The following is a 13,149-nucleotide window of genomic DNA, read 5'->3' as shown; positions in this document are numbered from 1 at the left end:
GGAAATCACATGAAAAATAATAGACTAATGTTGCTATTTGTACTTTTTCTCTCGGCTTGCCATTCAGGAAAAAACCAATTTACTAATTGGAGTCAGCATGAAGAAGAAGGACCCACAGATAAGCACGCCCATATAGTAATTGAAAACAAACAGAGCAATTCTTATATAGAAATGCTCAGAACTGAAAATGGATTGAGTGCAATTGGCATTGATAATGGCACTCCGAATCCTCAAACCCGCATAGGTATTCAATTTAATAAGGAGGACAACAGTGTTAGATACATAAGAATAAATGAAAATACTGAACTGAATGGGGAATATCACAAACGAGAGTTTCTAATTAAAAAAATTAACGAAAAATGGTCATTAGAAGAAGTAACCGATTAACTTTCTTGAATAGTAAGTACAGGCTGAGTTGAAAACATAATATATACACAAAGGTCGTCTGAAAAGTTTTCAGACGACCTAAAATACATCCTTGTCAGGCGATAACAAAAGTTAGTCTCTACAAGATGGCTGTCCCTGTCACAAAAATACCGCAAAGAAGCCCAAGCTGCATCGGCACCGAAGATTAAAGAGGTAACGAAATGTCCAGATTACTTCCTATAAAACTTTAGGTCAGACAAGAGAACCCGGCATCCCATGCGAGATGACCGATGAAGAAGGCAATATTGTTTAGAGCGGTGACTATAGCGGCTGGGGCAAACTGACCCAAGAAGGTCGTCTGAAACTGGATATACATCAACCCTTCCGCCTGCAGAATCAGCATTACGATGAAGAAACCGGGCTGCATTACAACTTCTTCCGCTACTATGATCCGGAGATTGGACGGTTTACGCAGCAGGATCCGATTAGATTAGCCGGTGGAGAAAGTTTGTATATTTATGCTTTCAATATATCGAGGTGGACTGATGTTTTAGGATGGGAGACTACACCAGATATAGCCAAACAGGTAATTACTGCATGTGATAAAAATAATGCTAAAGGTTGTTCGTCAAGCATTATCGGTATTGATCACAAAAATAAAGAAATAGGCTATGGGAATTATGGAAAGGCTCCAAAACCTGATTCTGGTCTAAATCCGATAAAGATATTCCGCAAGTGGACATTAGAAGAGCCTATCAATCGGTGCACAAAACAAATAAAGCCTAATACATTGGAAGTATGTACAGCATGTTGTATTGTTGAGTCACAGAAACAAAGAAATACTCTTTTGCCATCACTCTGTCAAGAAGAATGTTATAGACAACACAATGTGTTATAGTTATAGAATCATTGAGAATCTTCTTATGAAAAAAATATTATTACTTATTTTAATGTTTTCATTTTCTGTTGCTGCATATGCCGATAAGCAAAATCAACAGGATATTATGGATCAAGAAAATTTTGAAGTAACATTAAAACTCAATCATCTGAATAATATAGTTTTTTTGATTAAATCCAGAAATCAGGCAATTGACTCTAAACAATTGGATAATTTAAGCAGCATTGACAATCTAATCATCATGAACTTGGCATTTGTTGAAATTTATGATGACTATTTTAATCAACCCAGAAAGAATATGCAGTATAGTAAGTTAGATTTAAGAAAAATTCTTAGCTTTTCTAGTTGCTTACTAAAAGAATCTAATCAAAAGATGCCATTATCTAATAGGATTGGTATTGATCATTTAACACAAAAAGAACAAGAGAAACTAAATCAAGATTTTTGGGCGTATATAGATCTAAAATGTAAAGAAAAATAGCAATTTTAAAACCCAACCTTCACAAAGGTCGTCTGAAAACTTTTAGACGACCTAATTTATGTACTTACAGTCGCGCTAACATTGCTATAAAGAAAATGGTTAGTTTGTTATCTAATTCAGATACTGAAATACAAAATTCTCATTTTCGTATAAGTGTAAAGGTTGGAATGACTTACTTCCCTATGGGTAGGGCTCCGTATTATAGAGGTTATAAGCCATACAGATGGTTTTTCATACTATTAGGATAGCTAGGAGTAAACTAAAGATATTCATGATCAAATTGAAAATATTAAATAAAATGAAGCAAAAAAATTACTTCTTACTGATTGCTCAAATTTTGCTAAATCTTCCGTCATTGATATTTTTGACCATATGGCTCATAAAAATAACAATAGTGATGGATGCAGAATTATTTTCATATTTACTTACATTCATTAAATTATCAAGCTATATTGCAAGTCTGTTTTCAGTAGCTACTCTGATAAATTTACTCTTTATAAGAAATATGAAAACCTTACCAATTTCGGTATCCATAAGTATATTTACATTATTATTCAGTGCATATACCTTAAGTTCATATGCCTGCAATTCTTTTTATGGATATTACATGTGTTTGGTTAGTGATTATATTTTTAAAATCATTCACTAAATAACAAGCATAATCCAAATAAGCAAGTGCAAATTAGATTTAAATAAAGGTCGTCTGAAAAACTTTCAGACGACCTAAAATACATTCTCTAACACTGAAAAGCAAAGATGTGGCTAATGATCTAGATTACAGCCTATAAAGAATCTCAACGCCACAAGAAAGAACAATACATGAAAAACTTATTTTATTGGCTATTGGCACTTCTTTTTCCCTATTTGATTATATATTTGGCACTCGGAGACACCATTTATCTTTTTCTGAAAGCAGGGTATATCGGATTGCCATATTGCTTCCCCTACATTTTTAAAACAGGCATACTACAAGGGGTATTATTTCTCATATTTTTCTTAGGCTTAATAGTCGTTTTATTTGCCAAAGGATTAAATTTGAGAAAGAAAATCTTAGGGAAAGTATTCGTTTCCACATCCCTATTTTTATGGTTTCTTTTAGGGTTTATATGCCTTGGAATTCATATGTGAATTTATTTAAATGACTGACTCAATTGAAAATTGGAAAGTATCTACTTCAGGCTATACCTAGGACTTTTAACCACGAAAACCTGAGTTTTATTCCAATCTAAATGTTTCTCGAAAAATGTAATTCAGCAGCAACTACATTCCTCAAATACCGTTCACAATGCGGGCTGCTATTTGCTACTCTGGTAATCACACCTGCAACAAATCGTTTCGATGTATTATTTAGCTCGTACGAGCTTAGAGGCTTTTCCTCATAGTAATAAGTCTGCTTTGAACTGAATTTCCTTAGTTATCCGTGACAGTCCTTTGATTAAAACAGCAATTCGTCTTTAAAAGGTGCATCCATGAAGAAATTTATTAAATTATCTTTAATATCTTTAGGCATACTATCTGCAATCATATTTATACCATTTCTGATATTAATGTTCAGCTATGATCAACATGCTGATGATTATTACAAAACTCCTGATGAGTTTTTAAATTCTAAGTCATTTTCATGGTATATTGATATTTTTCCCAAAAGCAGTCGCAATATATTCTTGAGGACTTTTGTTGAAACAAATGGAATGATCGTTATTTTTGAAGCAAATAAAGCGGATGAAATACCTCTTTCTCAACTTTATCCTATAACTTCTAAAGGAATAGACTATTTAAAAGACTTCAATATTCCAACTTCCCAAATACAACCTTTTTTGGATAATGGTAAATTATATTGTTATTTTTATTCAAACAACTCTCCTTATTTGGTCAGTGAATACTATTCAAACAATCCTGATCTAGTACATTATATGTTTACATCACTCCGATCCAAGGAAGCTTTAGCGCTTTGTCCTTCAAATACTGTTAAAACACATTAGACTACTTCGGATTCAAGTCTCATCTCAGGTTTATCATGCAAAAAAATCATTATATTTTCTACACATACTAAAAAATGGACATCAATTCTCTTATTAATATCTACTTGCCAAGTATTGCTTTATTCATTCTTTTTATTTTTCTTGTTATTGAGTGGAAAAACGACGTAGAACTGAGAAAAAGAATGAAAGATATGAATTTCTTCGAAAGAAATTTTATATTCCGTAATTATTTTTATATATATACTGCAATATGGACAATAACTCTATTAATGCTACTTATTCATGAACCATTTTTTTATTTTATATTTTTATTTTGTTTATTATTCTCTGGAGGATTTATTCATACCGAAAGAAAAACAAGTCAATTGAGGAGTTTCATGTATGGAATGTATTACGGAACCTTATTTGTTCTCATAATCTGGTTGATTAATTTAAAACTGAATCTAATTTCTTTACCTGATTAACAGGTAAAGGGGCTGGGAGCCTAACATTTTTAGGTAATTTGATGACCTTGTTGAATGACACTCCAACCTGCTTATTTGTTATGAGAATATACCTAAATAAAAATCGTAACGTTTTAATGTAAAGCCCCATCCTGATAGTAAAAAGCTGGGACAGGCATTACGGATAAAATTTAAAGTAGAATTTCTAAGAATATTATGCATCCTATTGGCTATAAAAGTTTTAAGATTTATACACATGGATTTTGGGGATTTATCGATAGCCTGGGAAGCACTAGTGATCTTTACAATCAGTTAAAGAAACATGATGGAGTTAAATAATATGACTAAATATTTCAATACGGAAAGCTATTATAAAATATTATTATTACAAATAATATTTACAATACCAGCCTTGATAATATTTATACAATTTATCACTTCAAAACTTATTTTAGGAATATATGGCATATTTTTTTTATATTTTATAGAAATACTAAGCGGAATAATTGGATTATTTTGTTGCATCCTCATCTTATTTTGCAAGAGAAAAAATATTATTGTTATACTAACAAGCATAATTATATGCGATTTCAATATATTTTCCATTCTAAGGTTTAATCCTAATGGTATATATAATTATTATTGTCATATATGTGAATATATATTCAAATTGCATCCTAAGAAAATCCTAAAATTATTTACAATAATTCATTTGAAAAAGGTCGTCTGAAACCCAATCTTGGGTTTCAGACGACCTTTTTTCTTAAAAGCCTCCCTTACTTCAACGCTGCCAGACATTCCTTCACTAATGCCGGACCTTTATAAATCATGCCGCTGTACACTTGGACGGCGGTTGCGCCGAGGCGGATTTTTTCTGCGGCGTCCTTGCCGTTCATAATACCGCCGACGCCAATAATCGGCAGCTTGCCGTCTATGTGTCCCGCCAATGTTTTCAGCACTTGGTTGCTTTTTTCGCGCACGGGCAGACCGCTTAAACCGCCCTGCTCACCTGCGAGCGGATGGCTGCCGAGGCTTGATTTGTCAATGGTGGTGTTGGTGGCGATGATGCCGTCCATTTCGACGGATTTGACGACGTGGGCGATGTCTTCGATTTGTGCTTCATCTAAATCGGGAGCGATTTTGACGGCGAGTGGGACGTATTTTCCGTGTGCGGCGGCAAGCTGCGCCTGTTTATTTTTCAGGGCTTCGAGCAGCGCGCTCAGTTCGTCGCCGCCTTGCAGTGCGCGGAGGTTTTTGGTGTTGGGTGAGGAAATATTGACGGTAATGTAACTTGCGTGTGCGTAGGCTTTTTCGAGGCAGATTAAATAGTCGTCGGCGGCGTTTTCGATGGGGGTGCCGGCGTTTTTGCCGATGTTGATGCCCAATACGCCTTGATAACGGCTTTTTTCGATGTTTTGAATCATGGCGTCGATGCCGTGGTTGTTGAAGCCCATGCGGTTGATGATGCCTTGGTGTTCGGGAACGCGGAAGAGGCGCGGCTGCGGGTTGCCGGGCTGCAGCTTGGGCGTTACCGTGCCGATTTCGAGGAAGCCGAAGCCGAGCGCGCCCAATGCGTCTATGTATTCGCCGTTTTTGTCGAGTCCGGCAGCAAGACCGACGGGGTTGGGCAAGTTGATGCCCATGAGTTTGACGGGCTTGGTTCGGTTGTCAAAAATCGGAAGTAAACCGAGTTTATAAACTTTGTTGAGCGCGTCGAGAGTGAAATGGTGGGCTTTTTCGGCATCAAGTTTAAACAACAGGCTGCGGGCTAAGGAATACATGGGATTCTTTCGGATGATTGGCAAACTGCCGTATTTTACCCGAAACTGTTATAGTGGATTAACTTTAAACCAGTACGGCGTTGCCTCGCCTTGCCGTACTATCTGTACTGTCTGCGGCTTCGTCGCCTTGTCCTGATTTAAAGTTAATCCACTATACTTGCCTGCGAAAAGGTCGTCTGAAACCTGATTTCCGGTTTCAGACGACCTTTTCTGCTTTATCCCTGCAAGCGTTTTGTTCAACTCAAGAGCATTTCCTGCATCAGCTTCATGCCCCATTGCCAGCCGCCGAGTGCACCGTTGAGCGTGCCGGAATGTGGCGACAGGAGGAGGCGGGCGTTCCACAGGTTTGCCTGTTCTGCCGCCCAGTTGCGCGGTGTGCCGTTTTGTTCGGCGATGACAAGCGCGGTGCGGCAGGGACAACGGGCGCGCTGGAAGGTGTGTATTTCATCGTCGGGGAAGGCTTCGGGGTGCGGCGAAACGAGGATGATGTTGACGATTTTTTTCTGTGTCAGGATGTCGGTTTGGTAGAGCCACGCCAGAAAAGCGGATACGCCTGCGCCGTGTGCGACGACGGCGATGTGTTCGCCGCTGATGCCTTCAAACGCTGTTTGAATATTTGCCTGCCATTGGGCGATGCTTTGGTTAGCGGAAGCGGCAGCGGTTTGGACGACGGGATAGCTGACCGCCCAGCGGTCTATCCACATTTCTGCTTCGTCCGCGTCGCGTATCAAGAAAAGCGTCAGGTCTTCGAGTTCGAAAGTTCGCATTTCAGACGACCTATTTGAGTAAATCGTTGAGCGTATAGGTAATCAAGATCGCGGCGGGAGCGCTTAAAACGGCGCAGGTGGCAAGGCAGATCAGGATGTTGGCAATCAACCGCCAGCCTTTCCAACCGAAACACTTGGCGGCAATCAGAATACAGGGCAGCGAAAACAGCAGCCACACCAACGCCCAAAGCGGATTTGCGCGGGTCATTTCAACCCAGCCGGACATCCGCGCCAGCATGAATATCGTCCACACCAGCATAGGCAGTACAAACGCGGCGACCACCCATGCCGCGCCTATGCCGGTTTTACCGTTCATGTTCCAATCGTATTTGCCGAAAACTTTATTGGGCAGCATAGTCGTACTCCACGACCAACGGGGCATGGTCGGAAAATTTCTCGTCTTTATAAACATGCGCGGACATCGCTTTGGCGGCAAGTTCGGGTGTAACCATCTGATAATCGATACGCCACCCGACATCTTTCGCATACGCCTGCCCGCGGTTGCTCCACCAAGTGTAGCCCGGATTATCGGGATAAAGCGTGCGCCACATATCCGTCCAGCCGAGCGTATGGATGACTTTGCCTATCCATTCGCGTTCTTCGGGCAGGAAGCCTGAGTTTTTCTGGTTGCCTTTCCAGTTTTTCAAGTCGATGTTTTGGTGGGCAATATTCCAGTCTCCGCAAACAACAATGTCGCGCCCTTCCGCCTTCATGGCTTCAAGCATGGGATAGAACGCGTCTAAAAAACGGTATTTCAATTCCTGCCGCTCCGGCGCGCTGGTGCCGCTGGGCAGGTAAAGCGAAATCACCGACAACTTGCCGAAATCGCAGCGCACAAACCGCCCTTCGCGGTCGAATTCTTCAATGCCCATGCCGATTTGCACATTGTCAGGCGCGCGTTTGCTGTACACCGCTACGCCGCTGTAACCGCGTTTTTCGGCGCAATGCCAATGGCCGTGCATCCCGTGCGGATTTTTCATTTCGTCGGACAAATCGGCTTCCTGCGCTTTGAGTTCCTGCACGCAGACAATGTCCGCGCCCGATGCGGCGATGTATTCGTAAAATCCTTTTTTGTAAGCGGAGCGGATGCCGTTGACGTTGGCGGAGATGATTTTCAGCATAATTTTGTGTTTTGGAATATTGGTTTGAGAAGAAAAAACGGATTGTAACCGATATAGAGGAATCGCGACAAAACCGCTCTTTCTTTTCCCTGCAACTGCTTGCGAATGCTTCAACATTGCCTTTGTGAACCCTCCATAAAAATAGGTCGTCTGAAACGGATAACCAAACCGTTTTCAGACGACCTTTCCCCTTGGGGTGGTTCGACCATTCAAAACTCTGCGCTTTTTCGTTTTTAACTACTTTCTTCTTTGGCAGCAATGCCCGTAAGATGACCAATATTAAAGTACCATTGCTACGCATCCGATATTTATACCGAAAGCCGTGGAATTTTGAATGTCTGCACCCCTTGTAAAAAAGTAAATGCAACTTTCACTTTTTATTGTTTTTGACCGGCAAACGTCCCTACGATTTTACCGACCTGATAAACACCGGCTGTCTCTGCGGCTGCGGAACCGAAGAAACCGCCGTGTATTTCTGCCGTCGGGGAGACGGAAGAAAATCTGTTGCCGTTGATATCCGCATCAACGGTGAGCGTTTTGTTGAAATAGCCGAGGCTGCCGCTGACTTTTTTGCTTTCGAAATCGGCAGTCAGACGACCTGTACCGTATCCCTGCGCCAAAGTACCGCGCACGCTGACGGTTGATACGTCGTAAACAGCCTGTCCGATTTTCGGCATTTCTGCTTCACGGGTAAAATTGCCGTTGAAGAATGCGTAATTGTTTTGCGATTCGGTCTTCACGATACCGGCAACCGCATCGAGTGTGCTGTGGTGCAGGACATAATTGCCGCCAAAATTGGCAAGGCGTTTATTCTCGGAACCGCCGACGCTGTCTCGCCAGCCGTTTTTAAAACTCTCGCCTTGTACGGCTGCAAGATCGACCTCTACGCCTTCGATGGTGATTTTGTTCCAATCGGCATGATTGAATGCCACTGCGGAATCGGAAGAATTGGTTCCGCTGAAAAATTGTTTGCCGGATTCCGGTTTTTCCGACTTCGCAGATACCGGCAATACGGAAGCTGCGTCTGCCGAGGGCAGAGCTTGGGCAGATTTTGGAGCCTGTGTCGGCGTGGATTGCGTACTGGGGGAGGAGCCGCCGCCACCGCAGGCAGATAAGGCTGCAACACACATCAAAGCAAGATATTTTTTCATAATTTTGTTCTTAAAATTGTTATCTGACGAAGACAGGAACGCATTCTAAGCACAATCAATATGACTTTGTAATAAATATGCCAAACGAGCATTTTTTACGACCAACGGCAATAATAAAGGCCGTCATAAAGTACTCATTTACTTTTCAGACGACCTTCTAGCAACCTTTTTATCAGCGTTCAGCTACATTGTTGGCGCAAAGCTTTGTCACGCTCCATCTGTACATTAATCTTATTCACCAAGTCCTTATCCAACAATTCGCTCTCATAATGATCCTGCACCGCATCCAAAGTTTGGATGCAGGCGGCTTTGTTGTTTGCCTGACGGTACGCATCGGCAGCATCGTTGGCTGCGGTCACTGTTTCAATCGGATTGAGGAAATCGCCGCACTGTTTCAGATAATTTTGTTTGATGCCTGCTGCCTGTTCGAATTTTCCTGAACGCAAGGTCGTCTGAAAACGGTTTTCCATCTGTTTGACGCTTGGTTGGGAGCAAACCTGCGGCAGTTTGTAATACTCTGACGGGAAAGATACGCCTGCGCCGCAATAATTGTCGCAGCCTTCGGCATCCACTTTTACCTCATCCCCCTTGAATTGGAACGATATTTGGCAGCCTTCTCCATCTTTCCAAACCTTATTCTTATCCATCTCGCCTTGTGCGCTACATATATGTCCGCGCTCGTTGGCAGATTCAATATTGAACTGGTTGCCGTTGATTTTCAGCCAATCGTAAGCAATGGGCTGTTTCGTTCGGTACTCCGCGGCAAATGCCACGCTGCCCATGCTCATCGCCAAAACCAAACATAAAATCTTTTTCATGAATATTCCTTTTTATTAAACCATACAGCCTGCCTCCAATAGAGGTCTCCATAGTACCCATACCGATTAGGCAAAGCCAGTTTGCTATAATACTACCTTTCTTATTTTCACCGATATCCGCCCGTACCATGCCATCCCCCGATTTCTCCCAAACCCTCTCAAAAGACCGCCACTTCCTGCGTTCCGCCTTCAAAAATCCTAACAAATACGGCGGTTTGTCCAAAGTCGAAGAAAAATACCGAAAATCGCACGAAATCTTTTTGAAGCGTTTGACCGCCTTGCCCAAACCCGAATTCGACAACACCCTGCCCGTTCACGAAAAGCTCGACGAAATCAAAAAAGCCATTGCCGAGAATCAGGTAACGATTATCTGCGGCGAAACCGGTTCGGGCAAAACCACGCAGTTGCCCAAGATTTGTTTGGAACTCGGGCGCGGGGCGGCGGGTTTGATCGGGCATACCCAGCCGCGCCGTTTGGCTGCGCGCTCGGTGGCGGAGCGGATTGCCGAAGAGCTGAAATCGGAAATCGGCAGCGCGGTCGGCTATAAAGTGCGCTTCACCGACCACACCTCGCGCGATGCCTGCATCAAGCTGATGACCGACGGCATTCTGCTGGCGGAAACGCAGACCGACCGTTATCTCGCCGCCTACGACACGATTATTATCGACGAAGCACACGAACGCAGCCTGAACATCGACTTCCTCTTGGGCTACCTGAAACAACTGCTGCCACGCCGCCCCGATTTGAAAGTCATCATCACCTCGGCAACCATAGACGCGGAACGCTTCTCCCAACACTTCAACGGCGCGCCCGTGCTGGAAGTGAGCGGGCGCACCTACCCCGTCGAAATCCTCTACCGCCCACTGACCAGCAAAGACGAAGACGACGCAGAAGTGGAACTGACCGACGCGATTGTCGATGCGGCGGACGAATTGGCGCGACACGGAGAAGGCGATATTTTGGTGTTCCTGCCGGGCGAACGCGAAATCCGCGAAGCCGCCGAAGCCCTGCGCAAATCCACGCTGCGCCGCAACGACGAAATCCTGCCCCTGTTCGCACGCCTGTCGCACGCCGAACAGCACAAAATCTTCCACCCTTCAGGCGCAAAACGCCGCATCGTACTGGCAACCAACGTCGCCGAAACCTCGCTCACCGTGCCGGGCATCAAATACGTCATCGACACCGGCCTCGCACGCGTCAAACGCTATTCCGCACGGGCAAAAGTAGAGCAGCTTCATGTCGAAAAAATCTCCCAAGCCGCCGCCCGCCAACGCTCCGGCCGCTGCGGACGCGTCTCCGCAGGCGTGTGTATCCGACTGTTTTCAGAAGAAGATTTCAACAGCCGCACCGAATTCACCGACCCCGAAATCGTCCGCAGCAACCTCGCCGCCGTTATCCTGCGCATGGCAGCGTTGAAACTCGGCGATGTGGCAGCATTCCCGTTTTTAGAAATGCCCGACTCGCGGTATATCAATGATGGGTTTCAGGTGTTGCTGGAATTGGGGGCGGTGGAGGTCGTCTGAAAATTAAGTAGGGCAGGCATTTATGTCTAACCTACAAAACCAAAAACAACCTACCGCCCTTAATCAACTCTACCAACCATTTTCAGACGACCTCATTCTTGAAAACAATCTGTAAACAAATAGCCGTAAAGAATACCGTTGCCGCCCCTCAACCCGTCCTGCAACTTTTATTGTGAACTTCCCATTATGAAAAAATCCCTTTTCGTTCTCTTTCTCTATTCATCCCTACTTACTGCCAGCGAAATTGCCTATCGTTTTGTATTCGGGATTGAAACCCTGCCGGCTGCGAAAATGGCGGAAACGTTTGCGCTGACATTTGTGATTGCTGCGCTGTATCTGTTTGCGCGTTATAAGGCTTCACGGTTGCTGATTGCGTTGTTTTTTGCGCTCAGCATCATTGCCAACAATGTGCATTACGCGGTTTATCAAAGTTGGATGACGGGCATCAACTATTGGCTGATGCTGAAAGAGGTTACCGAAGTCGGCAGCGCGGGCGCGTCAATGTTGGATAAGTTGTGGCTGCCTGCGTTGTGGGGTGTAGCGGAAGTCGTGTTGTTTTGCAGCCTTGCCAAGTTCCGCCGTAAGACGCATTTTGCCGCCGATATATTGTTCGCTGCGGCGATGTTGCTGATTTTTGGACGTTCATTCAGTACGACGCAGGAACACGGTATTTCGCCCAAACCGACATACAGCCGCGTCAAAGCCAATTATTTCAGCTTCGGCTATTTTGTCGGGCGCGTATTGCCGTATCAATTGTTTGATTTAAGCAAAATCCCTGTGTTCAAACAGCCTGCGCCAAGCAAAACCGGACAAGCCAGTATTCAAAATATCATCCTGATTATGGGCGAAAGCGAAAGCGCGGCGCATTTGAAACTGTTTGGCTACGGACGCGAAACTTCGCCGTTTTTGACCCAACTGTCGCAAGCTGACTTTAAGCCGATTGTGAAGCAAAGCTATTCCGCCGCTTTGATGACGGCAGTCTCCCTGCCCAGCTTTTTCAATGCGATACCGCATGCCAACGGCTATGAGCAAATCAGCAGCGGCGATACCAATATGTTCCGCCTCGCCAAAGAGCAGGGTTACGAAACGTATTTTTACAGCGCGCAGGCGGAAAACGAGATGGCGATTTTGAACCTAATCGGCAAAAAGTGGATTGACCATCTGATTCAGCCGACCCAACTCGGCTACCGCAACGGCGACAATATGCCCGACGATAAGCTGCTGCCGCTGTTCGACAAAATCAATTTGCAGCAGGGCAAGCATTTTATTGTGTTGCACCAACGCGGTTCGCACGTCCCATACGGCGCGCTGTTGCAACAACAGGATAAGGTGTTCGGCGAAGCCAATATCGTGGACAAATACGACAGCACCATCCACAAAACCGACCAAATGATCCAAACCGTGTTCCAGCAGCTGCAAAAACAGCCTGAAAACAACTGGTTGTTTGTCTATACCTCAGACCACGGGCAGTATGTGCACAAAGACACCTTCAACCAAGGCACGGTACATCCCGACAGCTACATCGTACCGTTGGTGTTATACAGTCCTGATGCCGCCGTGCAGCAATCCGCCAACCAAGCCTTTGCGCCTTGTGAAATTGCCTTCCACCAGCAGCTTTCAACTTTCCTGATTCACACGCTGGGCTACGATATGAAGGTTTCGGGCTGCACCGAAGGCTCGGTAACGGGCAATCTGATCACAGGCGATGCGGGCAGCCTGAACATCCGCAATGGCAAAGCGGAATATGTTTATCCGCAATAAAGCGGCGCAATCCTACAAACGATATAAATTGAGACCACGTCGGACATAAACGCCCGA

14 protein-coding genes are annotated in these 13,149 nt (G+C 44.0%); 7 read left to right on the top strand and 7 right to left on the bottom strand.

All coding sequences use genetic code 11. The annotated features are described in order from the left end of the window. Positions 1-9: 9 nt before the first annotated feature. Positions 10-387: a hypothetical protein gene (locus tag DBZ16_RS09905; protein ID WP_107813865.1), complete on the top strand. Its 378-nt coding sequence runs from the start codon at positions 10-12 to the stop codon at positions 385-387. Between the two features lie 226 nt (positions 388-613). Here the strand turns inward: DBZ16_RS09905 and DBZ16_RS09900 are convergent, their stop codons facing one another. Further along, positions 614-793 carry a hypothetical protein gene (locus tag DBZ16_RS09900; RefSeq protein WP_107813864.1) on the bottom strand — a complete coding sequence of 60 codons (180 nt, stop codon included), beginning with the start codon at positions 791-793 and terminating at the stop codon, positions 614-616. On the opposite strand from DBZ16_RS09900, the gene DBZ16_RS16730 reads away from it, so the two are divergent. From DBZ16_RS16730 to DBZ16_RS09875, 4 genes are all read left to right on the top strand, one after another. Next, complete coding sequence (locus tag DBZ16_RS16730) at positions 707-1,264, top strand: RHS repeat-associated core domain-containing protein (RefSeq protein WP_107813863.1); 558 nt, start codon at positions 707-709, stop codon at positions 1,262-1,264. The genes DBZ16_RS09900 and DBZ16_RS16730 overlap by 87 nt on opposite strands. Positions 1,265-1,289: 25 nt before the next feature. Then, the gene (locus DBZ16_RS09890; protein ID WP_070870037.1) at positions 1,290-1,745 is read left to right on the top strand and encodes a hypothetical protein; all 456 of its coding nucleotides are present in this window, start codon (positions 1,290-1,292) and stop codon (positions 1,743-1,745) included. A gap of 819 nt (positions 1,746-2,564) precedes the next feature. Then, positions 2,565-2,873: a hypothetical protein gene (locus tag DBZ16_RS09880; protein WP_107813862.1), complete on the top strand. Its 309-nt coding sequence runs from the start codon at positions 2,565-2,567 to the stop codon at positions 2,871-2,873. Positions 2,874-3,214: 341 nt separating this feature from the next. Continuing rightward, positions 3,215-3,727: a hypothetical protein gene (locus DBZ16_RS09875; protein ID WP_107813861.1), complete on the top strand. Its 513-nt coding sequence runs from the start codon at positions 3,215-3,217 to the stop codon at positions 3,725-3,727. Positions 3,728-4,946: 1,219 nt separating this feature from the next. On the opposite strand, the gene DBZ16_RS09860 is transcribed toward DBZ16_RS09875, so the two are convergent. The 6 genes from DBZ16_RS09860 to DBZ16_RS09830 form a co-directional block, all read right to left on the bottom strand. Beyond that, positions 4,947-5,951, bottom strand: a complete 1,005-nt coding sequence (locus DBZ16_RS09860; protein WP_107813858.1) for a quinone-dependent dihydroorotate dehydrogenase — start codon at positions 5,949-5,951, stop codon at positions 4,947-4,949. 236 nt (positions 5,952-6,187) lie between these two features. Beyond that, complete coding sequence (locus DBZ16_RS09855; protein WP_107813857.1) at positions 6,188-6,718, bottom strand: alpha/beta hydrolase; 531 nt, start codon at positions 6,716-6,718, stop codon at positions 6,188-6,190. A 10-nt stretch (positions 6,719-6,728) separates the two neighbouring features. Further along, on the bottom strand, positions 6,729-7,073 hold the full coding sequence (locus DBZ16_RS09850) for a hypothetical protein (protein ID WP_107813856.1): 345 nt from the start codon (positions 7,071-7,073) through the stop codon (positions 6,729-6,731). Further along, a complete protein-coding gene (locus tag DBZ16_RS09845) occupies positions 7,060-7,839 on the bottom strand; it encodes an exodeoxyribonuclease III (protein ID WP_107813855.1) in 780 nt (259 codons plus the stop codon). Before DBZ16_RS09845 ends, DBZ16_RS09850 begins: the two co-directional genes overlap by 14 nt. Positions 7,840-8,216: 377 nt before the next feature. Beyond that, positions 8,217-8,990: a transferrin-binding protein-like solute binding protein gene (locus DBZ16_RS09840; protein ID WP_107813854.1), complete on the bottom strand. Its 774-nt coding sequence runs from the start codon at positions 8,988-8,990 to the stop codon at positions 8,217-8,219. Positions 8,991-9,169: 179 nt separating this feature from the next. Then, positions 9,170-9,808, bottom strand: a complete 639-nt coding sequence (locus DBZ16_RS09830) for an acid shock protein (protein ID WP_107813853.1) — start codon at positions 9,806-9,808, stop codon at positions 9,170-9,172. Between the two features lie 128 nt (positions 9,809-9,936). On the opposite strand from DBZ16_RS09830, the gene hrpA reads away from it, so the two are divergent. Both hrpA and DBZ16_RS09820 read left to right on the top strand, forming a co-directional pair. Continuing rightward, a complete protein-coding gene (gene hrpA / locus DBZ16_RS09825; RefSeq protein WP_107813852.1) occupies positions 9,937-11,331 on the top strand; it encodes an ATP-dependent RNA helicase HrpA in 1,395 nt (464 codons plus the stop codon). A 183-nt stretch (positions 11,332-11,514) separates the two neighbouring features. Next, positions 11,515-13,092, top strand: coding sequence for a phosphoethanolamine transferase (locus tag DBZ16_RS09820; protein WP_205836791.1), 1,578 nt, complete (start codon positions 11,515-11,517; stop codon positions 13,090-13,092). The last annotated feature ends 57 nt before the right edge of the window (positions 13,093-13,149 follow it).

The organism is Neisseria sicca (genome assembly GCF_003044565.1).
Classification (GTDB): domain Bacteria; phylum Pseudomonadota; class Gammaproteobacteria; order Burkholderiales; family Neisseriaceae; genus Neisseria; species Neisseria sicca_A.
The sequence above is the reverse complement of the archived record's forward strand: the minus strand, read 5'-3'. Positions and strand labels throughout refer to the sequence as shown.

Excerpts from the sequence above, each read along its gene's own strand:
- DBZ16_RS09905 (WP_107813865.1), top strand. The coding sequence starts at position 10 with ATGAAAAATAATAGACTAATGTTGCTATTTGTACTTTTTCTCTCGGCT.
- DBZ16_RS09900 (WP_107813864.1), bottom strand. The coding sequence starts at position 793 with ATGCAGCCCGGTTTCTTCATCGTAATGCTGATTCTGCAGGCGGAAGGG.
- DBZ16_RS09890 (WP_070870037.1), top strand. The coding sequence starts at position 1,290 with ATGAAAAAAATATTATTACTTATTTTAATGTTTTCATTTTCTGTTGCT.
- DBZ16_RS09880 (WP_107813862.1), top strand. The coding sequence starts at position 2,565 with ATGAAAAACTTATTTTATTGGCTATTGGCACTTCTTTTTCCCTATTTG.
- DBZ16_RS09875 (WP_107813861.1), top strand. The coding sequence starts at position 3,215 with ATGAAGAAATTTATTAAATTATCTTTAATATCTTTAGGCATACTATCT.
- DBZ16_RS09860 (WP_107813858.1), bottom strand. The coding sequence starts at position 5,951 with ATGTATTCCTTAGCCCGCAGCCTGTTGTTTAAACTTGATGCCGAAAAA.
- DBZ16_RS09855 (WP_107813857.1), bottom strand. The coding sequence starts at position 6,718 with ATGCGAACTTTCGAACTCGAAGACCTGACGCTTTTCTTGATACGCGAC.
- DBZ16_RS09850 (WP_107813856.1), bottom strand. The coding sequence starts at position 7,073 with ATGCTGCCCAATAAAGTTTTCGGCAAATACGATTGGAACATGAACGGT.
- DBZ16_RS09845 (WP_107813855.1), bottom strand. The coding sequence starts at position 7,839 with ATGCTGAAAATCATCTCCGCCAACGTCAACGGCATCCGCTCCGCTTAC.
- DBZ16_RS09840 (WP_107813854.1), bottom strand. The coding sequence starts at position 8,990 with ATGAAAAAATATCTTGCTTTGATGTGTGTTGCAGCCTTATCTGCCTGC.
- DBZ16_RS09830 (WP_107813853.1), bottom strand. The coding sequence starts at position 9,808 with ATGAAAAAGATTTTATGTTTGGTTTTGGCGATGAGCATGGGCAGCGTG.
- hrpA (WP_107813852.1), top strand. The coding sequence starts at position 9,937 with ATGCCATCCCCCGATTTCTCCCAAACCCTCTCAAAAGACCGCCACTTC.